Origin of the sequence: Flavobacterium commune (assembly GCF_001857965.1) — a bacterium.
Lineage (GTDB): Bacteria > Bacteroidota > Bacteroidia > Flavobacteriales > Flavobacteriaceae > Flavobacterium > Flavobacterium commune.
This window is the reverse complement of the sequence record NZ_CP017774.1, coordinates 2,578,543-2,600,900: the sequence shown is the minus strand read 5'-3', so window position 1 is coordinate 2,600,900 and position 22,358 is coordinate 2,578,543. Positions and strand designations below refer to the sequence as shown.

Annotated in this window: 19 protein-coding genes; 3 read left to right on the top strand and 16 right to left on the bottom strand. The window is 35.6% G+C overall.

Annotated features, from left to right (window positions below):
• Positions 1-142: 142 nt before the first annotated feature.
• The 3 genes from lipB to BIW12_RS10875 all read right to left on the bottom strand — a co-directional run bounded on the left by lipB (position 143) and on the right by BIW12_RS10875 (position 2,798).
• Positions 143-838, bottom strand: a complete 696-nt coding sequence (gene lipB, locus BIW12_RS10885) for a lipoyl(octanoyl) transferase LipB (protein WP_071185134.1) — start codon at positions 836-838, stop codon at positions 143-145.
• Positions 839-1,067: 229 nt separating this feature from the next.
• A complete protein-coding gene (locus BIW12_RS10880; protein ID WP_071186341.1) occupies positions 1,068-1,832 on the bottom strand; it encodes a hypothetical protein in 765 nt (254 codons plus the stop codon).
• Between the two features lie 153 nt (positions 1,833-1,985).
• Positions 1,986-2,798 carry a hypothetical protein gene (locus BIW12_RS10875; RefSeq protein WP_071185133.1) on the bottom strand — a complete coding sequence of 271 codons (813 nt, stop codon included), beginning with the start codon at positions 2,796-2,798 and terminating at the stop codon, positions 1,986-1,988.
• Between the two features lie 295 nt (positions 2,799-3,093).
• Here BIW12_RS10875 and lysS point away from each other — a divergent pair, with 295 nt between their 5' ends.
• On the top strand, positions 3,094-4,797 hold the full coding sequence (gene lysS, locus BIW12_RS10870; RefSeq protein WP_071185132.1) for a lysine--tRNA ligase: 1,704 nt from the start codon (positions 3,094-3,096) through the stop codon (positions 4,795-4,797).
• Positions 4,798-4,860: 63 nt separating this feature from the next.
• Here the strand turns inward: lysS and BIW12_RS10865 are convergent, their stop codons facing one another.
• Entirely contained in the window at positions 4,861-5,886 is a 1,026-nt protein-coding gene (locus BIW12_RS10865; RefSeq protein ID WP_071185131.1) for a 2-hydroxyacid dehydrogenase, read from the bottom strand.
• A gap of 162 nt (positions 5,887-6,048) precedes the next feature.
• On the opposite strand from BIW12_RS10865, the gene BIW12_RS10860 reads away from it, so the two are divergent.
• Positions 6,049-8,502, top strand: a complete 2,454-nt coding sequence (locus tag BIW12_RS10860; RefSeq protein ID WP_071185130.1) for a TonB-dependent receptor — start codon at positions 6,049-6,051, stop codon at positions 8,500-8,502.
• A gap of 76 nt (positions 8,503-8,578) precedes the next feature.
• Positions 8,579-9,076, top strand: a complete 498-nt coding sequence (locus BIW12_RS10855) for a hypothetical protein (protein ID WP_071185129.1) — start codon at positions 8,579-8,581, stop codon at positions 9,074-9,076.
• A gap of 78 nt (positions 9,077-9,154) precedes the next feature.
• Here BIW12_RS10855 and BIW12_RS10850 read toward each other — a convergent pair whose 3' ends face one another.
• From BIW12_RS10850 to nirK, 12 genes are all read right to left on the bottom strand, one after another.
• Positions 9,155-9,409, bottom strand: coding sequence for a DUF6755 family protein (locus BIW12_RS10850; RefSeq protein WP_071185128.1), 255 nt, complete (start codon positions 9,407-9,409; stop codon positions 9,155-9,157).
• A gap of 19 nt (positions 9,410-9,428) precedes the next feature.
• A complete protein-coding gene (locus BIW12_RS10845; protein WP_071185127.1) occupies positions 9,429-9,950 on the bottom strand; it encodes a Rieske (2Fe-2S) protein in 522 nt (173 codons plus the stop codon).
• 86 nt (positions 9,951-10,036) lie between these two features.
• Complete coding sequence (locus tag BIW12_RS10840) at positions 10,037-10,606, bottom strand: 4Fe-4S dicluster domain-containing protein (protein WP_071185126.1); 570 nt, start codon at positions 10,604-10,606, stop codon at positions 10,037-10,039.
• Positions 10,607-10,627: 21 nt separating this feature from the next.
• Positions 10,628-12,844 carry a molybdopterin oxidoreductase family protein gene (locus BIW12_RS10835; protein WP_071185125.1) on the bottom strand — a complete coding sequence of 739 codons (2,217 nt, stop codon included), beginning with the start codon at positions 12,842-12,844 and terminating at the stop codon, positions 10,628-10,630.
• Positions 12,845-12,867: 23 nt separating this feature from the next.
• Positions 12,868-13,917 (bottom strand): MFS transporter, encoded by a 1,050-nt coding sequence (locus BIW12_RS10830; RefSeq protein ID WP_071185124.1) that lies wholly within the window; start codon positions 13,915-13,917, stop codon positions 12,868-12,870.
• 523 nt (positions 13,918-14,440) lie between these two features.
• Entirely contained in the window at positions 14,441-16,102 is a 1,662-nt protein-coding gene (locus BIW12_RS10825; RefSeq protein ID WP_232227078.1) for an MFS transporter, read from the bottom strand.
• Between the two features lie 27 nt (positions 16,103-16,129).
• Positions 16,130-17,605: an MFS transporter gene (locus BIW12_RS10820; RefSeq protein WP_071185123.1), complete on the bottom strand. Its 1,476-nt coding sequence runs from the start codon at positions 17,603-17,605 to the stop codon at positions 16,130-16,132.
• Between the two features lie 183 nt (positions 17,606-17,788).
• Complete coding sequence (locus BIW12_RS10815; RefSeq protein WP_071185122.1) at positions 17,789-19,051, bottom strand: alginate export family protein; 1,263 nt, start codon at positions 19,049-19,051, stop codon at positions 17,789-17,791.
• Between the two features lie 2 nt (positions 19,052-19,053).
• The gene (locus BIW12_RS10810) at positions 19,054-19,641 is read right to left on the bottom strand and encodes an SCO family protein (protein ID WP_071185121.1); all 588 of its coding nucleotides are present in this window, start codon (positions 19,639-19,641) and stop codon (positions 19,054-19,056) included.
• Between the two features lie 26 nt (positions 19,642-19,667).
• The gene (locus BIW12_RS10805) at positions 19,668-20,438 is read right to left on the bottom strand and encodes a formylglycine-generating enzyme family protein (protein WP_083382107.1); all 771 of its coding nucleotides are present in this window, start codon (positions 20,436-20,438) and stop codon (positions 19,668-19,670) included.
• Between the two features lie 26 nt (positions 20,439-20,464).
• Complete coding sequence (locus tag BIW12_RS10800; RefSeq protein WP_083382106.1) at positions 20,465-20,839, bottom strand: c-type cytochrome; 375 nt, start codon at positions 20,837-20,839, stop codon at positions 20,465-20,467.
• Positions 20,840-20,870: 31 nt separating this feature from the next.
• Positions 20,871-22,358 carry a copper-containing nitrite reductase gene (nirK, locus tag BIW12_RS10795; RefSeq protein WP_071185119.1) on the bottom strand — a complete coding sequence of 496 codons (1,488 nt, stop codon included), beginning with the start codon at positions 22,356-22,358 and terminating at the stop codon, positions 20,871-20,873.

Sequence of the window (22,358 nt, the reverse complement as noted above, 5' to 3'; positions counted from 1 at the left end):
CGAAGACGCAAAGACACTAAGTTTTTTTTTAACCGCAAAGAACAGAAAGATTTTCGCAAAGAAATAAAGAAAAATCTGTTTTAATCTGCTAAAATCCGTTAAATCTGCGTGCCAAAATTTACCGCTAAAGCATGAAGTTTTATTAAAATTCCGCTTCGAATAAATCTGTAAAATGTTTCAGGATTTTTGCTTTCACTTCTTCCTCATCTACTTTTTCGACACCGAGTTCTACATTTAAAGTAGTCACCGCTTTTCCTCGAATCCCACAAGGAATAATATTATCAAAATAACCCAAATCGGCATTGACGTTTAGGGCAAATCCGTGCATGGTTACCCAACGCGAAGCGCGCACACCCATAGCACAAATTTTACGGGCAAATGGCGTTCCTACTCCAAGCCAAACTCCTGTTTCGCCATCGCTGCGTCCAGATTCGATTCCGTATTCAGCTAAAGTCAGAATAATGGCTTCCTCCAGAAAACGCAGGTATTTATGAATATCAGTAAAGAAATTTTCCAGGTCAAGAATAGGATAACCTACAATTTGTCCCGGACCGTGATAGGTAATATCCCCTCCACGATTGATTTTGTAGAAAGTAGCTCCTTTTGCTTCCAATTGCTTTTCGGATAACAATAAATTTTCAAAATCACCACTTTTCCCCAAGGTATATACATGCGGATGCTCTACAAAAAGGAAATAATTAGGCGTAGGAAGATTAGTTTCCTCTCTGCGGTTTTGGATTTTTAAATCGACAATTCCTTTGAATAATTCTTCCTGATATTCCCAGGTTGATTTATAATCCTTATTGCCTAAATCTTGAAGTTGGATTTTTTTATTCATTAGTCATTGCAAGACACGAAGCAAAGCAATCTTACTTCGTTCTTTAATTAGTGAAGTGCAAAAATACGATTAATTATTTTCTTTTGCCACGGAGTAATTAGCTGTAGAAAAATTAACCGCAGATTCACAGATTTTAATTTTTAAACTTCAGCCAAAAAATGAAATCTGCGACCCAAGCGAAAGCGAATAGGCGAAGCAATCTGCGGTTAAAATAAAATCTGATTTACTATTATTCAAAAACCACATTCAGATTCAACTTCTCCGGATTTTCGCTATAATCCGTAAAAGGATATTCCACCGTAATAGTTTTTCTATCGGCACTGAACATGGCATCCGGATTAGAAACCGATTTTACCGCCTTAGGAAAATGGTATTTCAAAGTATATTTGGATGAAGCAAAAATCATCTTAGCCATTCCTGTTGAGTCAGCCGCTATTTTTTTGATTTGGTCTTTTAAAACTATCACTTTTCGGCTAAAATTTTTCCCATTATAACTAAAGCTTAATTTAGAATTATCAGTGCCAATACTACTCATCATAGCAGCAGGATTACTATTTTTATCTGATTTACCTTTAAGGTCTTTCAATGCCCCCATACTTTCCATAACACCATCTAAGTCATTGATACTTTTAAACGGAGTGTCCATAGAAAACAATAATTGTTTCGCTTCGGGATTCATTTTAATTTTCATCACAAAGTTTTCCAACTTTTTCAGAGCCGCTTGTTGCTCTGCTGACAATTTAGCAATACTGTCTTTCTTTTCTTCAAAAATCTGTTTGAACGAAAACGTAGAATCTATTGCCTTAGTTCCTTTTTTACCAGACAATTCACTCCCCATTTTATCCCCTGCCATAGCCATAAAACCGGAACCATCAACTTCCAGAGAAAACTTTCCTGTTCCATCGGGACGCACTTCAATGTTCTCGGTGAAATTGCAGCTTGCAAACATTAGTACTAAAAGAGAAAGGCTAAGTATTTTGTATAATTTTATCATGATTTGTTTTTTTTCAAATGTACGAACTAATGCCACGAAGTCGCTAAGACACAAAGTTTTTAAAATTATTTTTTTTGAAATTCAACCAGATATAGATTGCGGACACGGATTGCAAATCCGCATTATCTGATACTATCTGGCATCAGTATGTTGCTATAATCTTTCAAACGTCTTTCGAGTTAGGAGATAACTATCTTCATTATTGAATATTGCAAATATTTCTGAAAAATGAGGAATGTCTAACTTTTTATTGTAGGCTACATATTGAAGTTCTCGTAACAAGTCTACCCAATATCTTATTATATGCAGCGTGTATAATTGTCGATACTTTGCCACTGCACTTGCAACACCTGTTTGATAACTGGATGTTTCAATATCATTCAACTCTAATCCAGTTTCACTTAAATGTTGAACTATTGAAAGCCCATCTAAAATACGACCAGCCATTTCCGAATTGAATTTTATTTTATCTTTTTGGGCTTGCGAAACCCTTTTCTCAAAAAGAACCTGATCAACTTTTAAGTACCAATCCTTTATCGGATCATTTTTGGGATTCTTATTCACAAGAAAATCTATATTTGAATATCTGTCTCCTTTGGCAAAATTGGAAAGTATAGATAAAATTTCAATATAAATAGGATCTTCTAAGTCTTGCAAATAATTTAATTTAAAATCAAAATGAGAAATTATCTCCTTAGATTTTTTATATAGTTCTTGCAAGTCGTGACCGATGTCATTTTTTAAAGTTTTTGCTGATGGATAATCTCCATTATTTCTGATGCAGTAATCTAATATCAAACAAATTTTCCCAATTCTTTCTAATCCAGTAGAAATAGAAGTGAAAGATGTAAAATATAATCCTTTTTTTGCATAATTTACTTTTCCAAGTTGTGTAATACCGCTTGCTAATATTTCAAAAGTAAATTGTGCTTCTTTTAGAAATGATATAAAATTTTTACTAAACATTTATCTGGCAATTACTGGTAACTATTAAATATCCACAAGTTTAAATAACTTTTTTGAATTTACAACGCAATTACAACAGTTCTTACTTTTACTTCCTCTTAAAAACTAAAACCTCTAATCTAGCCCTGATGGAAACGGCATCCTTTTATGCCGGTGTTCGGCATAAAAGATATAGTGAACAGCAGGACAAATCCTGATTAAAAACAGGAATTTTCTGCTCCTAAAAATTCTAAAAAGGGGTTTCTAAAATCTGCAATCAATTTGTTATCTTTGCGGTCTTAAAAATCAGACTATAATGGCATTATCAGAACAAGAAATCATCCGAAGAGAAAAACTTCAATCTTTACGCAACTTGGGAATCAACCCTTATCCTGCTAATCTTTTTCCTGTAAATCATACTTCGAAGCAGATTAAGGAATCATTTGAAGAAGGTAAGAAAGTGATTGTTGCCGGGCGTTTGATGAGTGTGAGAGATCAGGGAAAGGCTTGTTTTGCTGAATTACAGGATAGTGAGGGGCGTATTCAATTGTACGTGAATCGCGATGTTTTGTGTGAAGGTGATGACAAAACATTGTACAACCAAGTATTCAAAAAATTGACCGATTTAGGTGATTTTATTGGTATTGAAGGCGAATTGTTTACTACACAGGTTGGTGCGAAATGTATTCGTGTGAGCGGATTTACTTTCTTGAGTAAAACTTTGCGTCCGCTTCCTTTGCCAAAAGTAGATGAAGATGGAAAAGTTCACGATGCTTTTAACGATGCCGAATTGCGTTACCGTATGCGTTATGTGGATTTAACAGTGAACCAAAACGTAAAAGATACTTTTATCAAAAGAACGAAATTGTTCAACGCTATGCGTGGATTCTTTAATGACGCTGGGTATCTTGAAGTAGAAACTCCGGTTTTGCAAGCAATTCCGGGTGGTGCTGCAGCGCGTCCGTTTATTACGCATCATAACTCATTGGACATTCCATTGTACATGCGTATTGCGAATGAGTTGTATTTAAAAAGATTGATTGTTGGTGGATTTGATGGTGTATATGAGTTTTCGAAAAACTTCCGTAACGAAGGAATGGACAGAACCCACAACCCGGAATTCACGGCAATGGAAATATATGTAGCCTACAAAGACTACAACTGGATGATGGAATTCACCGAGAAATTGTTAGAGCATTGCGCTATTGGCGTGAATGGTACCAGCGAAGCTACTTTTGGCGAACACCAAATTAGTTTCAAAGCGCCTTATGCCCGTGTAACGATGACCGATTCTATCAAACATTTCACCGGTTTTGATATTTCCGGTAAAAGTGAAGCCGAATTGTACGAAGCTGCTAAAGGAATGGGAATTGAGGTTGACGAAACCATGGGTAAAGGAAAACTGATTGATGAAATTTTTGGAGCTAAATGTGAAGGAAATTATATTCAGCCTACATTCATTACCGATTATCCAAAAGAAATGTCGCCTTTGTGTAAAGAGCACCGTGACAATCCGGATTTGACGGAGCGTTTTGAATTAATGGTTTGTGGTAAAGAAGTTGCCAATGCGTACTCTGAACTAAACGACCCAATTGACCAAAGAGAACGTTTTGAAGACCAAATGCGTCTGGCTGCCAAAGGTGATGATGAAGCTAATGGAATTATCGATGAAGATTTCTTAAGAGCATTAGAATACGGAATGCCACCAACATCTGGTTTAGGAATTGGAATGGATCGCTTGATGATGTTCTTGACGAATAATGCTTCTATCCAGGAAGTATTATTGTTCCCTCAAATGCGTCCTGAGAAAAAACAAGCGTCAGTAGAACTTTCTGATGAAGAAAAATTCATTGTAGATTTATTGAAAAAAAGTGAAAATAAAATGGATTTGACGCAATTAAAAATTACTGCAAATTTAAGCGGTAAAAAATGGGATGCGTCTATGAAAAACTTATCTAAACACGGTTTGACTAAAGTAGCTGTTGAAGGTGAAAGCAAAGTAGTGGAATTAGTGGGATAATTTTTTTTATTTGAATAATATTAAAACCCGTCTCGTTTTTTAGAACAAGACGGGTTTTGTGTTTTAAACCAACAAAGCAGCTTTGTTATCAATATCATTTTGAGTAAGTAGTGATTCAATATTACTAAAAGTTACTAAAGCGATCTGCGTCAACGCTTCATTGGTAAAAAAAGCCTGATGGGCTGTAACCAGAACATTCGGGAAGCTCATTAAACGCTGAATAGCATCGTCCTGAATAATATCTTCCGACAGATCTCTGAAAAAAAGTTTTTCTTCCTGTTCGTAAACATCAATTCCTAAATAACCTATTTTTCCTTTTTTCAATGCTTCAATCACATCCAAAGTTTGAATTAAAGCTCCACGACTGGTATTGATAATCATCACATGCTCTTTCATCATCGAAAGTGATTTTTTATCAATAAGATGTTTGGTTTTTTCATTCAACGGACAATGCAACGAAATAATATCCGATTCTTTAAAAATAGTTTCTAATGAGACAAAAGTTACTCCGTTCTTCTCCATTTCAGAATCGGTAACGATGTCAAAAGCCAAGACTTTGCAACCAAAACCTGTTACAATCTTAGCAAATGCTTTCCCGATATTTCCAGTTCCAATAATCCCAACCGTTTTGCCATGTAAATCAAAACCCAACAATCCGTTTAAGGAGAAATTTTGTTCCCGAACCCGATTGTAGGCCTTATGCGTTTTTCTGTTTAATGTCAAAATCATTGCCATCGCATGTTCAGCAACCGCTTCAGGAGAATAAGCAGGTACGCGACATACTTTTAGATTATATTTTTTGGCAGCTTCTAAATCTACATTATTAAAACCTGCACAACGCAAAGCAATGATTCGCACCTTTCTTTCTGCCAGTTGTTTGATGACTGCCTCATTGACTACATCATTTACAAAAACACAAATAACATCAGTATTACTAATTAATTTCGCCGTTTGCTCGTTTAATTGGGTGTCAAAAAAATCTAATTCGTAACCATAATCAACATTATACTTTTCAAAGAAAACTTTATCATAAGCTTGGGTTGAGAAAAAAGCAATTCTTGATTTTATTGGTAAAATAGGGTGTTTCATGAGCTGTTTTTAAAGGATTCTTTTTTATTTAAAAGTGTTATTCCAATTTAGGAAATAATATTAAACCATTTATAAAAAAACAATCTATATAATAAATAGATTACATTTATACTTCTAAACCAAAAATATACTCTATCACAACTGAACCAAAGAATAACCACTATGACCAAAAAATTATTTTACCTACTTGTATTTTTTTTCAGCATACCCACAATCAATTTTGCTCAACAGCTAAGCGATTCTATTCAAAAAACAAAAACAACTCCACCAGAGATTGAAAAAGTTTACCTCCATACTGACAATAATTATTACACGGTTGGAGAATCATTATGGTACAAAGCCTATTCAGTCTATGCTTACACCAATCAACTTTTTGATCATAGCAAAATACTCTATGTAGAACTCCTATCACCAGAATCTAAAATAATCAGTCGTAATATAACCAACCTTGAAGGCGGTCTTGGTCATGGGGATTTTATATTGGCGGATTCTCTAGGTATCAAACCAGGAACCTACCAATTAAGAGCTTATACCAACTGGATGCGGAATTATGGAGATGATTTTGTTTTCAAAAAAGAAATCCAAATTATTACTCCTAACAAAGAGAATGCAATCCTATCTAAAGAAAACAATAACACAAAAACAATCTCTAAGAGCAAAAAAGACAATTCAAAAGTTGAAAACACGGCAGCAGTACTAGTCGATTTTTTCCCCGAAAGCGGCTCTCTTGTAGAAGATGTAATTAGTAATGTAGCCTTCAAAGCAACGGATTCCTACGGAAATCCAATTGAAATAAAAGGGACTATTTTTGACACTAATGATAAACCAATTACTTTATTCAAAAGTATTCATGACGGCATGGGGAAATTTATATTACAACCCGAAAAAAACCAAAAGTATTATGCCAAAGTGACCATTCCTAACAATGAAGAAGTAAAAATAAACTTACCTGAAATTCAAAAAACAGGCTATACATTATCTGTTAATAAAGTTGATGAGAAAAAAATAGTCTCTATTAAAACCAATGCAGCCACGCTGAATCAAAACCCGGATGCTGATTTAACACTTATTTGCACCACAAGAGGCATTACTTATTTTGAAGGAACTCAACCCTTAAAAGACACTAAACTTTCGTTTATATTACCCGAAGAAAATTTCCCGGAAGGTATTGCACAAATCACACTTTATGATAAACTCTCCCGACCACAAAGCGAACGATTAGTTTACATCGAAAAAAATAATGATATTACGGTATCTTTATCAACTGATAAAAAACAATATACTCCAAAAGAAAAAGTAAACCTGAGTGTTTCAGCAAAAGACAAACAAGGAAATCCTTTGATAGCTAACTTTTCAATAGCCGCAACGGACACCAATGGTATAAACGAAAATTTTGACAACACTTTAAATATTTGTTCTTATTTCCTCATGGCTTCAGATATTAAAGGAAAAGTACACAACCCAAATTATTATTTCAACAATTCAAATCCTGCAAGACTAAATCATTTAGATCTTCTTTTATTAACCCAGGGATGGCGCGATTTTGTCTGGAAAAAATTCCCAAATCTCAATAATAATCAAAACTTTAAAGTCGAAAAAGGAATTTCTATTACTGGAAAAGTGGAGAATTTATTTGGCACTACAGCCAAAGAAAATAATCAGGTACAAATGATACTTTTAAATAACAAAGCTACCGCAATGCTAAATGACACTACTGATGTGAATGGAAAATTTGAATTCAATAATATTGTTTTCAAAGGCACCGCTACTATGCTACTCAATACAAAAAATCAAAAAGGAAAAAACAGTGGCGAATTTGTACTGGACTCTATATACAATCAACCCATAGCAGTCGATTTCAAGGGCTATTATCCTTTAAATTATGAAGAAAATAAAATAACTCAAATCAAAACAAATATTCGTAATAAAAACATTCTTTTTAATATTCCCGAAGAAAACCAATTGAAAGATGTAATTATTACTGCAAAAAAGAAAAAAGATGATACCACTGAAAGTCGCTACGGTTTTGCCGATTTCACCTATATTCCTGAAGAAAAAGGCCCTCGATCTTCTAATATTTTTATACTGCTGCAAATTGCCATTCCTAATCTAACAGCTACTGCTAATTCCGTTCGTTTTAACCGTTATAATGGCCCACCAATTATTTTAGTTGATGGAATAGAAACGGATATGGATCTTTTGTCTTCTATTTCTACCGATGATATTGCTAAAATTGAAGCTATAAAAGGCCCTGGAGCTGCTGTTTTTGGTTCACAAGGTGCCAATGGAGCCTTAATTATCTATACCAAACTTGGAAAAGGAAGCACTACAAGTAAAAAAGTTTTTCACTCTATAGCCATGCCCATCGATGGATATCAAAATACCCGATTTTTCTACTCTCCTGATTACAGTCAACCAAATCCATTAGAAAAGGACAAAGCCGATATTCGAAACACCTTATATTGGAATCCTTACGTTCAGCCTGATGAAAAAGGAAGCACCACAATTTCGTATTATAACAATGAAGTTGACACAACTGTAAATATCAATTTAGAAGGAATAACCAATAATGGAATCCCTATTGTAGTAAAAAGCAGTTATCAAATAAAAAAATAAAAATCATAATTTCTTCTTAACAATTAAACTTTAAACAGCACCAGTAGTCTTATTTAAAAAATAAAACCTATTGACTATGAAAAAATTAATCACTGCAGCATTGATCACTATTATTAGCGTATCTTCTTATGCACAAGAAAAACAACAAAGACCAGCGAGACACGATGGCAATCCGATGGAGAAATTCACACCGGAACAGCGCAATCAACTAATGTTGAAAAAAATGACATTAGATTTGGATTTGAATGATTCCCAACAAAAAGAAATGGGAAAAATTATTGCAGAACAAAGTGCAAAAAGAGAGGCTCATTTGAAAGACAGAAAAGCTAAGACAGAAAAACCAACTTCGGACGAAATTTTCCAAATGAAAAGCAAAATGCTCGATGAACAAATTGCTATGAATGCAAAAATGAAAAAAGTCCTTTCCCCGGATCAATTCAAAAAATGGGGCGAAATGAAAAAACACCACCGTGAAGATTTCAGAAAAAAACACCGCCCTGAAATGAGACAACACGACCGTCATACCATGAAAAAAGGAATGAAGCACAAAGATAGTACTGCGATAAAAAAATAACTGTGTTCAAAACACAAAAAAAGGGATTAACTTTTATAATTAAGTTAATCCCTTTTTCATATTGATATATAAGTCTGTTTATTTTTTGGTATGACCGTTATTTCCTGTTGGTAAATAATACAACCAGCTAAAACCTATCAAAAACAAGATTAAAGAGGCCACAAATGCAGGAATAAGAATCTCTTTATTGTTATCCAAAGCATTATTCAATGAAGCATACAACAACCAAATTTGGATACTCACATTCAATATTAATATAAAAATTAACGACGAAAGGATTGCGTTTAATTTATTAGGATTGGATTGATTCTGACTTCTTCTAAAATTACTCATAGCGATTTATTTTAATAATTTATCCGAGTTTTGCTTGCTGCATTGCTGTTGCTGCTTTAACATATATGTCATTTCCTTTGAAAAACACATCTAAACTTGGCAAAGCTCTAGGCGGAGGTCCTGCAATAACATCACCTGTATTAGCATCAAACGACCCCTCGTGACATGGACAATGAATAATTCCGGTTCCTGGCTTGTAAAAAACAGAACAAGAAAGGTGGGTACATTTCTGTTCGTATGCTTTAAACTCGCCAGTTTCCAGATGAATCAATATATAAGGAATTGTGCTTCCATCGATTACAAAAGCACGTGTTCCTCCTAGCGGAACTTCCTCTTTTTTGCATACAAAATGTTCTCCTTCTACTTCTTCTTTTGGATACATATAAGCTTTAGCGGCAACTAATCCACTACCTACCATCAATCCTCCGGATACTAAAGTTAGGAACTTAGCAAAGTCACGACGACTTACATTAGTAGCTTGTTGTTTTTCAATTGGAAAATCCTTTTTCCAATTTTTATTTAAATTATCTTCTTTTGACATTTTTTTATGTTCTAAAAAGTTTATGTTTCCAATTTCAAGTTTTAGCTTTCAAGTTGAGATACTTCTAACTTCCCACTTCTAACTTCTTAATATATTATCAGTTCTGTACTTCCTTTAGGCATCATGATATTAACCTTAGTATTCACCACTTCTTTTCCAAATATGAAGCTATTTACCGGAGTACTATTCGGACGCATTTCCTGGATTTCATCTTTAGTACCGTAGAACAAAGCCCCACTTGGACAAACTGTAGCACACATAGGTTTTTTGCCCACACTGGTTCGATCGTAACACATGGTACATTTCATCATCAAATCGTAATTTTCTTCTTTCTTTGGCACACCAAAAGGACAAGCCATCACACAGTTAGAGCATCCAATACATCTTTCGGTATTAGCAGTGTGAACAATTCCGAATTCATCCTTCGATATTGCATCGGCCGGACAGACATTAGCACAAACAGGATCATCACAGTGCATACACACCTGAACGGTTGTTTGTACAGTAGCAGCACGATCCACATAATTAACATGTATCATCGAATCCTGACCGTTAGTCTCGCATTCGGCACAAGCCAATTCGCAAGCCTTACAACCAATGCAACGTTGCATATCTACAAAAAACTCTTCATTTTTATTAAAACTAGTATAGTTCATTTTATATCAATTCTTTATAGATTAAATACTCGCGTAAGCCGTCGATTCGTTTGAAGGCGGAGCTATTTCTTTAAGTGGTTCCAAATGACAGGCGCAAACTTTAAATTCAGGTATTTTAGAAATTGGATCTAATGTTCCCGGTGTCAATTGGTTTGCTGATTTTTTCCCGGACCAGTGGTACGGAATAAAAACAGTATCTTCCCGAATGGTTTCTACAATATTTGCCGGAAAAATTCCTTCTCCTCTTCTTGTTGAAACACGAATTAATTCTCTTTGTTTAATATTGTATTGCTTCGCCAAATTAGGATGAATTTCCAACAAAGGCTCAGGGAATTGATCTACTAATTTCCCGATTCTACGGGTTTGCGTTCCACTTAAATATTGTGATACCACGCGGCCGGTAGTTAAAATCACAGGATAATCAACGCAGGTTACTTCACCAGGAAGTTTATACGGCGCCGGATTAAAATGCGCTTTTCCATCAGGGGTTTTAAACTTTCTGTCTTCCCATAAACGTGGAGTTCCGGGATGATCTTCTGTTGGACATGGCCAAAAAACACCCATATTATCTTCTACTTTTTTATAAGTAATTCCATAATAATCGGCTGTTCCTCCTTTTGAAGCAACACGCAATTCATTAAAAATGGCTTCACTGTTTTCATAGGTAAATTTATCTTTCACCCCCAAACGTTTGGCTATTTCCAAGATAATCGAAGTATCTGTTCTGGCATCTCCCGGAGGAGTAACCGCCTGACGAATACGAATTACTCTACCTTCGGCAGAAGTAGTCGTTCCTTCTTCTTCTTCCTGCAAAGAACCTGCTAAAACAATATCGGCATGACGCGCTGTTTCGTTTAAGAAAAAGTCAATACAAACATAATATTCTAACTTTTCCAAAGCTTCTCTAACATAATTACTGTTAGGTAAAGAAACTAGCGGATTGAAACAAATAGACAATAAACCTTTGATTTCCCCTCTGTGAATGGCTTCGATAATTTCGTAAGCCGATAAACCTTTACCCGGTAAATCTTTCTCATTAATTCCCCAAACTTCCGAAATATATTTACGGTGTTCCGGATTTTCTATATCCCTGTTTCCTGGCAATTGATCACATTTGTGACCGTGTTCTCTACCTCCTTGTCCATTTCCTTGTCCGGTAATAGTTGCATAGCCACAATAAGGTTTACCAATTCTTCCCGTTGCCAAGACTAAATTGATACATCCCAAAACATTATCTACACCTTTAGAATGGTGCTCGATTCCGCGGGCATGAAGCAAGAAACTGGTATTGGCTTTTCCCCATAACTCAGCTGCCTGTTGTATTTTTTCTTTCTTAATTCCGGTAATTTCTTCAGCCCATTCCAGCGTATTGTCTTTTACAGCATCTAAAGTTTCCTGAAATCCTGAAGTATGATTATCAATAAAATCATGGTCTAACATATCATGATCGGCCAAATACTTTAACATCGCACCATACAAAGCCGAATCGGTTCCCGGACGCACATCTAAGTGAAGATCAGCTGTTCTGGCCAGCGGAATCATCCTTGGATCGATTACGATTAATTTTGCACCTCTGTCTCTGGCTTTCCAAATCCAATGCGTCAGCGTTGGAAATGTTTCGCTAATATTGGCTCCGGCTACAATAATCACCTCAGCATATTCTAAATCCGAATAGTTGTTAGAACCTCTGTCTAAACCAAATGCTTTTTTATTTCCGGCTCCGGCACTTACCATGCACAAACGTCCGTTATAATCCAGGTTTTTGGTTTTTAAAGCGACTCTGGCAAATTTCCCAACTAAATAACTTTTCTCATTGGTCAATGAAACTCCCGAAAGCATCGAAAAAGCATCATTCCCATAAGTTTCCTGAATACGTTTTATTTCAGAAACCGTTTTTTCCATAGCCACATCCCAGGAAGTAGGTACAAATCCTTGTCCTTCTACCCTTTTCAACGGACTTAAAAGTCGGTCTGGATGATTATTTTGCAAATAACGTTGTACTCCTTTTGGACAAAGACGGCCTTCATTAAAAGGAAATTCCATCCAGGGCTCAAACCCTACTACTTTATTTTCTTTTACAGATAGTTGAATTCCGCATTGCATTCCGCAAAAACAACAATGTGTTTTTACCAATTCATCTGGTTCATCTCTTCCCTCATAGCCTTCCTTTGGACTATAATTTTTATGTGGTCCAAATTGTGCAACAATATGCTCTTCTGAAACAGGTAATTTTGCCATGTTTATATACTTTTATCTTTAAATTATCCAAATAAATTTCCACCAGTCTGTCTTGCTCTCAGGTGTGCTTTCGCCAATCGGGCTCTTTTCCCTTCAGGACTTAAATCAAGGTGCGAACCACCATCTTCCATCGAAAAGTCGAAACCTAATTGTTTAGTCACTATTTTCAAATCGTCAATATGCAATTTGGTAGCAAATTCTTCTCCGGTATGTGGACAAACCGCCATTCCTTTTCTTCTTCCTTCCTTATTATATATGTGTGCACCTATTTGAGCCGGACGCTGAATGATATGGAAAAATTTACCAAACGGAATCCAAATCAAAAACATAATTACCGTAACAGCATGAAGAACAGCCAAAAAGTCGAAAGCAAAACCTTTCATGAATTGGTACGAATAAGTCAATCCCAATCCTGTAACCGAAATAGCTATCAATAAAATGAGCGGCAACAAATCGCCTTCAAAAGACTGAGTTGCAATCAATCCCGGATTAGTCAATCGTCTTCTTAAATAATACAATGAACCAAAAATCACTAAATAAGAAGACCAGTTCAACGCATGAAATGTCAGGAATGCCATGATAGAATCCAATTCAAAATCCATTACCTTGAAACCAAAGAAATGTGCTTCGTAAACCGAAATAGAATTAGGAGCCATCGTAAAGTGAATCCAACCAAATGTAAGCGGAATGGTGATTAAAAAAGCCGATGTACAACCTACAGCAATCATAAAATGCGCTACCCAACGGTATTTTCCCCTTGGATATATAAATTTTTGAAAAGCTATATTTTCGATAGATTCTTTAGAAGCAAACCAAAAATGTGAAAACACCTTTCCTGTAAACAGGAAACAAATTCCTCTTTTGAAATAAATCCACGTAGGAGGTCTTTGCAACCACACCGTATAACGATAAACAATCCCAAAGAAAGCGAATACAGTCCCAAACAAGTAGGTAATTAAAGCTGCATCAAAATTTTGCAATTCTCTTGAACCATAAAACACTAACACAATCATAAATACTGAAAGTAGTGTGGCAATGAGCAATGCTTTTACATTATATGTTCTGTTTTTCATTTTAATTTTAGTATTACACGCTTACAATTACAAATCTATTTTTATCCAAAAATCCAAAGGTTTTTCTTCGGGAGTAAAATTAAACAAAAGAAAAACTAAGTGAAACTACTTAAGTATTTTTCTAAAGTACAAAAACACTTAAATATGTTATAATTCATGTACAAATCACTAATTTACAACAATAATTTCAATCGAATGTCATCAAACTATTAATTTTCGATATAAAATTGTAAAAAACGTACTGCTTTATTGAATATCAACTGAGTTCCAATTATTTTTCAAATTAAGTATTCCTTCAGGGCAAACGCACGAGTTTTATTTTTGCCACGAATTACACTAATTAGCACAAATAGTATTGATTCTAAAATAAATTACACAAATTTTTATCTGCCTTTGGCAGATTTGTGGAATATTATAACATCCAAATTAGTGTTATTTCGTGTAACCTGCCTGTCGGCAGACAGGTTCGTGGCTACTTTTTTTATTTCTGGAACTGGTGCGTTTGCCATGAGTATTCCTTCATTTAACTTGGTCTTTCACATCCTTTTCGATTATAAAACCACCAGTTAATAACAGTAGCTAATATTGTAAAAACAATAAGCCCCATGAAGAATTGTATCACTGAACCGTTTGCTGAAATATTATTTCCTATTAATTTTGAAAAAATGAAAGGACCAAAAGCTGCAATGGCTGCAGTCCAACCAATAACACCTGCTGCTTGTCTCTGATTCTCTGAAAAAATAATTGGAAACTGTCTAAAAGTACCTGCATTCCCTATACCTGTAAAGAAAAACATCGCTAAAATTACTCCAACAAATAACGGAAACTGCTCCATACTGGTAGGAGATACTAATCCCTGAGTGATTAAAATAACAGCTCCTGCTAAAATCCCAATACCTGTAATGGTTGTTAATATAGCTCCTCCCACTTTATCAGCAATAAATCCAAAAGCAATTCGGCTGGCAGAACCAATAAGCGGACCATAAAAAGCATACACTAACGGATCCGGAGCATTTGGAAAATCACCATATAAAAATTTTATCATCAAAGGAAAAGCTGCTGACAAACCGGCAAAAGTTCCAAAAGTCATTAGATAAGTAATTGTACAATACCAGGTATGTTTGTTTTTAAAAATATCCATCTGCTCTTTTACTGAAGCCTGCATTGGGATACTTTTTAAAAAGAACCAACTCATACATGCCAAAACTAAGAGAAAACCAATATACCAAAATGCAGCAGATTGAATATAGATACTGCTTTTATTTACCGCCTCATTTTTGGGGCTTATTTTGTTTAATATTTTTTCAGCTAACTTAGGATTTGCATTAGCTATGGCTTTCGATTTGACTTCCAAAGGCAAAGCTGCAAAAACTACTGTATTATCTGCTGATTTTACGGCAGTTGTTACTGAATCTAAAAGCGGTTTCTTTACAGTAGCCAAAATTATATTTTGCGTTTTAACGTCCAAAGCGGCAAAAACTTCTTTTTGCTTTTCAATTGTTGAGTCTGTTAAAACATTTTGTGTTTCTTTGGCATCGATACTTGTAAATACCGAAGTGGTCCCGTAAATACTAACACTCAAAATAATCGGAGTAATAAACTGAGCTAAAGAAACCCCAAAATTCCCAATACCCGCTTGGATTCCCAACGCTGTTCCTTTTAATCTTTTTGGAAAAAACAAACTTGTGCTAGGCATAAAAGATGAAAAATCTCCGCCACCAAAACCAGTGGTAATAGCCAAAAGAACAAATACCCAAAATGGAGTAGAGGTATCCATCACTGCAAACCCGATTCCAATTGCTGGAATTAATTTGAGTAAAGTTGCCACAGTCACTACATGCCTTGTTCCGAAAATAGGCAGAATAAAGGTGTGTATAATTCGTAAAAAACCCGCAGCTAATCCCGGAATAGCCACCAACCAAAAAAGCTGATCTTTAGAAAATGAAAAACCAAGTCCAGGAAGTTTCACCGCAATGACACTCATCATAAACCAGGAAGCAAATGATAAGATTAATGAAAGAGTGGTTACTGTTAATGTTATCCAGGCAATTTTACTACCTGTTGCCGCCCAGAATGCTTCATCCTCAGGCTCCCACTTGGTCAACCACGTATTACTTTTATTGGTTTGCGTTTCGTTAGATACATTTTCAGGCTCTGATCCTATTTTTTTTAAGTAAGTATCCATAATATTATTTTTTAAAATTTTTCTATTTTATTGGTTGCGCTCAATTCCTTTGGTAAACTGAGGCATCTTTTCTCTCATAATGTTAATAATGGTTCGGTGCATCCATAATAAACAGCCCACAGAAATCAGGAAAATAAATATCCAGGAACTTGTCCATAAGCCAGTTGCATTCAATAAGTATCCGAATAATATTGGCCCTATAAATCCGCCTAAACCACCTATTAAACCCACCATTCCTCCTACAACTCCCACCTCGTTAGGGAAATATTCCGGAATGTGTTTGAAAACGGCTGCCTTTCCAATTCCCCATGAAATCCCGATTAAAACTACCAATAACAAATAAATCCACATATTGGCATTAAATTTTATTTGGGTGATTCCTTCTGCCAAAAGTTCTTTCTTTTTGACTTCCTGATTTTGTTGTACTACAATTTCCTGCCATGAATTTCGAACAGGCAAAATATCCGAATCAGATGAACTAATTATTGATTTTGCATTAACATTGTAAGTTCTTTCTCCTACTTTAATTTCAGAGGCTGATACTTGGGTAACCACTCCATTATTAGTTGCTAAAACTCCGGGACCCGATGTAAAAACTTCCATTTTAGGAAACATCAATAAAAAACTAATGGCAATTGAAGAACCTAAAACCCAATACATAACTGCTCTTGCTCCATATTTATCAGACAAATAACCCCCAAAAGCCCTGATTACACCGGATGGCAAACTAAATAAAGTGGCAAACATTCCTCCCATTACTAAGGTTGTGTGATACACATTCATAAAATTAGATAACAACCATTGTGAGTAAGCAACGAAACATCCAAAGACTAAGAAATAATAAGCCCCAAATCGCCAAACACGGACATTTTTTAAAGGAGCTAATAATTCGGATGTTGATCTGGCCACTGTTGCTGCTTTTTTATTTTTAGCAAAAAACACAAACAATAATCCAATTGCTACCAATACCACTCCGTAAATTACAGGAAGCATTTTCCAGCCGTTCTCCGTATCTGTTTCGGATAAAAAATTGAGTAAGCTTGGCGCAAAAAAAGTAGTGACGGCAGCACCGGCATTTCCCATTCCGAAAATCCCTAAGGCCCTCCCCTGCCATTCTTTAGGATACCAAACTGAAGTATATCCTACTCCAACAGCAAAACTGGTTCCTACCAATCCAAACAAAAAACTTAATACTGCAAATTCCCAAAATGAACCGGCAAAAGGCAATAAAAACAATGGAATAGAACAAAGTAACAACAATGTAGAGAATACTTTTTTTCCTCCGTATTTATCGGTTAAAATTCCTATTGGTAAACGAAAAACAGCTCCCGATAAAATAGGCAATCCTAACAACCATCCTACCTCAACAACTGACCAATTGAAAATTCCTCTATCTACTAAAAAAGTAACTAAAACACCATTTAAAGTCCAACAGGCAAAACTGATTGTAAATGCCAGTGTATTCAAAAATAAAATACGATGTGACTGTGATAAATTGCTCATAAATTCCCTAAATCAATTATGATGTAAAGATATAATAGTCCTTTATCTATAAATATGATAAATATCAGCAAGTTTTATATTCTTACTAAATTCAAATATAATTTATTTTTTAACACAAAAAACCTCCATTAAATGCCCGAGAGCTTCTAAATAGAGGTTAAAAAAAAAACGAATTAATAGACTTTATTTTAATGAAAAGATTTTTGGATTTATAGAAACCATAACCCACGCCCAATTGTTAGTATTTGCAGCATTAGTTACATTTTTAAGTCTTTCTAAAGTTTCGGAAGCAAACATCTGAGAATATCCCGCCGTAGCTACAATATCTTTTTGAATGGTATAAGTAGCCGTAAAATCGATTTCTGTCCCCAAATAACTATCCATTTTTTTATTGGCTGCATCCAAAACCGTATTAGGCGCATTGAAAACATGTGGCATCAAGGAAAACTGCCATTTGTGGGACATATAATTTAATTTCAAATAGGCATCTTGTAATCCCACACTGTTTTGATGGTTTCCCACGTAGAAATAATCCATAAAACCATTAAAAGCATGATTAGTTCCAAAAATCGGACTGAAAGATTTAATAGCTAAACTGCTATCATTTTGATCTTTTCCCGAAAGAAATTCATAGCCCACACCGACTTTAAATCCATCTGAAAAAGCATAGCCTGCAAAAGCTCCCGCATACCAGGCACTGACATTTTTATCAGCACTTTTTCCTGTTTGCCCGTACAAACCTAAATTGCTATCCCATTTTTTATCTTTAAAAGCAAGATAGCTTCCAAAAGTTTGCTTGTAATCGACTTCAAAATTGCCTAGCGATTTTTCGAATTCATAAGCTGTATTCAACAATAACACACTCGCATTTATTTTACTAAATTGGGTATGGTACCAGGCATATTGCAACGATTTATAATTAGTGGTATAAGGCGTTTTAGGAGCAACCAAATTTTCCGCATTGGCATTTAACGCAAATCCTAAATCCAGCTGATGGTTTTTCGGATGAAAAGAAAACAGAGCAGCATCATGGCTTTGTCCTTGTTGTAACCAATCGATTTCGCCAAAAATACGCTGATTGTCATAGGAAATCACCTGACGTCCCAGACGCGCTGACCAATTAGAACTGAAATCGTATTGTGCCCAAGCCTCAAATAAAGCGATACCATTTTTATCAACAGTGGCTGTGGTGGGCACGTCACCCCAAGTTCGAATATTCTGCAGTGTCAGTTTTAATTTTAATTTTTCCTGTTTGAAATTGAGATTCAGTCGGGAACGTTGGGAGACAAATGAGGTTGCATCTTCACCATTTACCATCAGACTTTTAAAACCGTTTCGGTATTCATAACGAGGTCTGAGTTGCAAATTAGCATCCAATTCCTGTGCATAAGTACTCAGGCTTATCATCCCTATTAATGATAAACCGATTATTTTTAATGTTTTCATCTTTAATTTTGTTTTTGAGCTTCTTCGGTAATTTTAGCAACAGTCTGGTCTGAATTTACTCCTAAACCCTCTTGTTGAAATACTAATTCTCCTTTAGTATTAAAAACACTTATAAGATTGGAATGAGAAAAATCCATTGGTGATACTTTTTTATAATTTACAGATAAGACTGCAGCAAATTCTCTAGTGTTTTCTTCGGTAGAACGCAAAAACAACCATTGTTTTCCATTCATTTTATTTTCTATGGCAAAAGCTTTCAATCGTTCCGGCGTATCAACTTTAGGATCAATACTTAACAAAACAAGCTGAACATTATCCTTAATATCTTTTGGCAATCGACTTTCAATATTACGCATGTCAGCCACTAATCTCGGACATGCGGCTTTGCAGGAAGTATATATCATAACCATCGCAAGGACTTTGCCTTTCAGGTCCTTCATTTCGATATTCTTACCCTCCTGACTTGTCCATTTTGAAGGCAAATTATATATGGATAATTCCGAAATCGATTGGTCATCGGTTTTTTTATTGGTATTGCATCCCTGTGTTACCAAAAGGATTATTACTAATCCCAGAAACAGCTTTTTCATTTTTTTGAGTATAAATTGTTTCAAAACTATCTTATGTCTTTCGCACAACGAAACCCAAGATTTTTTGTAGTGTATTTAGCTTTAAGACTTCCTCTGAAAGCATATCGCATAAATGCGGCATAATTCATTAAATCAGTTGCATTGACTGACCCGCTTCCGCAAAAGAGATTCTTATCGGTTGCTTTGTCTTTTCTGGATTCTCCGGAAAGGAAAATACTGTTGAAGTCGGCTGTCCATTCCCAAACTAAGCCGTGCATGTCATACACTCCCCAATAGTTCTTAAAAGTTTGCCCAACGGGATTCAAATAAGTCTTCGGCTTTTCGTACCAGGACATGATATATTTATTGAAATTTTCTTTGGTACGGGCATCAATACGCTTTTCATCGGCCATAGCAACATATTCCCATTCATCCATTGTGGGTAATCTTTTTCCCTGACATTCGCAGTATTTTTTAGCAGCAAACCAGGAAACATTGGTTACAGCTGCATTATCTAAATTGTTTTTTCCGTAATTGAAATCACTTTCCCATTGATTCAAATAACTTTTATCCGCAAAAAGTCCTTTCATTTTAGAACGGCTGTAAGCTGGATATTTTTTTACAAAAGCCAGATATTGTGCATTAGTTACCGGATACACATCTATACTGAAGGAGGTGACTTTAACCGGTTTTTTATTGGTAGCTCCATAAAGAGGGACAAAGCTGCCCTCTTTTATGGATACCATTTTTACTTCTTGTGCAAAAAGAGTAGCCGTCAACAACATCAAAATGGCTGTTATTTTTTTTTGTAGAAACATAGATACTCTTTTTAAACAATTCGTAATTATCTTTGGGCTTTGACCATTGCTGGAGTAATCACTTTTTTGCTATTTCCCCAGCTTGAATAGACATAAGTTAGTACATCGGCAATTTGTTGATCACTTAATGCCTGAGCTGGCATGGCTCCACTAAATTTTTTCCCGTTTACAACTATAGGTCCATTTAATCCTTTTACCACTCCTTTGATAGCTCTGTTTACATCTTTGTTAAGATAATCAGATTTTGCTAATGGCGGAAAAGCTCCCGGTACTCCAGCACCTGTTGCCTGATGGCAAGCCACACAGGTTTGCATATAAACCGATTTCCCTTTAGTTGCATTTTGGCTATAGCCATACAAACCTACTCCCATCATTACGATGCTTAAAACATACTTTTTCATTGGTTTTTAATATTAAATTATTGTTTTTATTTTAATGTTCAGAAGCAACTTTAGGAGCTGGTTTTGCTCTAACTGCTTTTACTTTTGCAGGAGTTACAACTGTTTTATTATTACCCCAACTATTATATACATAGGTCAAAACATCAGCTACCTGCTCGTCTGTTAAATTTTGGCTGGTCATTACATTGTTGAATTTCTTGCCGTTTACTGTGATTTCTCCGCTCAATCCATGCAATACAGCACCAATTGCTCTATCCGGATTAGCATTTAGGAAATCAGATTTAGCCAATGGTGGAAAAGCATTAGGAATTCCCTGTCCTTCTAGTTGATGACAGGCAAAACAAGTTCTTTCATACAATCCTTTACCTGCTTTTATTTGTTCAGGAACTGTTTTGGCTACAGGAGCTTTTGCAACACCATTCGTTTTAGGCATATTCTGGATTGTTCCTCCTTCCGGCAAATAAATTCCTTCTTGAATTGTTCCTGAATAAATTTTCTTATTTTCTTCTCCTTCAACTTTCAGCATCCCTAATGCTCCTTTATTGAAAGCCCTAAAAATGGAATGATCTACTAATATCAAAGTACCCGGAACATCAACTTTAAACTCTACAATGGCTGAACCACCGGCAGGTATCAAAGTAGTTTGGATATTTTTGTTAACCATATCTCCTCCTTCAATATGAACTTTGTCGAAAATTTCCCCAATTACGTGGAAAGAAGAGACCAAATTTGGACCTCCGTTACCCATATAAATACGAACGGTTTCACCCACTTTGGCTGTAATTGCTTTATCTCCGGCAACAGCACCTACTTTTCCATTGAAAACCACATAATCAGGCTCTTCTTTAATGGCTTTATTCATATCAAAAGGTTGAGAACCTTGTTCTCCATAACTTCCTTTGGTATAAAAATCCCCTTGCATGATGTAGTATTCTTTATCCACAGGTGGCAAACCTCCTTCGGGTTCGACTAAAATCAACCCATACATTCCGTTGGCGATGTGCATCCCAACTGGTGCTGTGGCACAGTGATAAACATACAAGCCCGGATTTAATGTCTTGAAGTTGAATACTTTTTCGTGTCCCGGTGCTACCAATGAAGAAGTCGCTCCTCCTCCCGGTCCGGTCACCGCATGTAAATCGATGTTGTGCGGCATTTTGTTATCCGGATGATTTTTTAAATGAAATTCTATCTCATCACCCACTCGTGTTCTGATAAAACTCCCCGGTACCGAACCTCCAAAAGTCCAATAGGTATATTTTACTCCATCAACCATTTCTCCTTCTTCTTCCTTAATTTCCATGTTGACAACCAATTTCATCGCGGCACGATCTCCAACCGGTTTGGGAACCAATGGTGGCGCCGTAAGCTCGGCTTCTTTTTGGCCATCTACTTTTATATCCTGATAATACTGAACATCTTTGTCTTCCTTTTTGGCACAAGAAAACAAGCCAAAAGCCATTGCAATTACTACAGCAATTCTCAAGCTTTGTTTCTTTAAATTTAGTTTGGGTTTCAT

Excerpts from the sequence above, each read along its gene's own strand:
- BIW12_RS10825 (WP_232227078.1), bottom strand. The coding sequence starts at position 16,102 with ATGGATACTTACTTAAAAAAAATAGGATCAGAGCCTGAAAATGTATCT.
- BIW12_RS10845 (WP_071185127.1), bottom strand. The coding sequence starts at position 9,950 with ATGTCAAAAGAAGATAATTTAAATAAAAATTGGAAAAAGGATTTTCCA.
- lysS (WP_071185132.1), top strand. The coding sequence starts at position 3,094 with ATGGCATTATCAGAACAAGAAATCATCCGAAGAGAAAAACTTCAATCT.
- BIW12_RS10835 (WP_071185125.1), bottom strand. The coding sequence starts at position 12,844 with ATGGCAAAATTACCTGTTTCAGAAGAGCATATTGTTGCACAATTTGGA.
- BIW12_RS10840 (WP_071185126.1), bottom strand. The coding sequence starts at position 10,606 with ATGAACTATACTAGTTTTAATAAAAATGAAGAGTTTTTTGTAGATATG.
- BIW12_RS10875 (WP_071185133.1), bottom strand. The coding sequence starts at position 2,798 with ATGTTTAGTAAAAATTTTATATCATTTCTAAAAGAAGCACAATTTACT.
- BIW12_RS10865 (WP_071185131.1), bottom strand. The coding sequence starts at position 5,886 with ATGAAACACCCTATTTTACCAATAAAATCAAGAATTGCTTTTTTCTCA.
- BIW12_RS10830 (WP_071185124.1), bottom strand. The coding sequence starts at position 13,917 with ATGAAAAACAGAACATATAATGTAAAAGCATTGCTCATTGCCACACTA.
- BIW12_RS10805 (WP_083382107.1), bottom strand. The coding sequence starts at position 20,438 with ATGTTTCTACAAAAAAAAATAACAGCCATTTTGATGTTGTTGACGGCT.
- nirK (WP_071185119.1), bottom strand. The coding sequence starts at position 22,358 with ATGAAACCCAAACTAAATTTAAAGAAACAAAGCTTGAGAATTGCTGTA.
- BIW12_RS10860 (WP_071185130.1), top strand. The coding sequence starts at position 6,049 with ATGACCAAAAAATTATTTTACCTACTTGTATTTTTTTTCAGCATACCC.
- BIW12_RS10855 (WP_071185129.1), top strand. The coding sequence starts at position 8,579 with ATGAAAAAATTAATCACTGCAGCATTGATCACTATTATTAGCGTATCT.
- BIW12_RS10880 (WP_071186341.1), bottom strand. The coding sequence starts at position 1,832 with ATGATAAAATTATACAAAATACTTAGCCTTTCTCTTTTAGTACTAATG.
- BIW12_RS10800 (WP_083382106.1), bottom strand. The coding sequence starts at position 20,839 with ATGAAAAAGTATGTTTTAAGCATCGTAATGATGGGAGTAGGTTTGTAT.
- BIW12_RS10850 (WP_071185128.1), bottom strand. The coding sequence starts at position 9,409 with ATGAGTAATTTTAGAAGAAGTCAGAATCAATCCAATCCTAATAAATTA.
- BIW12_RS10810 (WP_071185121.1), bottom strand. The coding sequence starts at position 19,641 with ATGAAAAAGCTGTTTCTGGGATTAGTAATAATCCTTTTGGTAACACAG.
- BIW12_RS10815 (WP_071185122.1), bottom strand. The coding sequence starts at position 19,051 with ATGAAAACATTAAAAATAATCGGTTTATCATTAATAGGGATGATAAGC.
- lipB (WP_071185134.1), bottom strand. The coding sequence starts at position 838 with ATGAATAAAAAAATCCAACTTCAAGATTTAGGCAATAAGGATTATAAA.
- BIW12_RS10820 (WP_071185123.1), bottom strand. The coding sequence starts at position 17,605 with ATGAGCAATTTATCACAGTCACATCGTATTTTATTTTTGAATACACTG.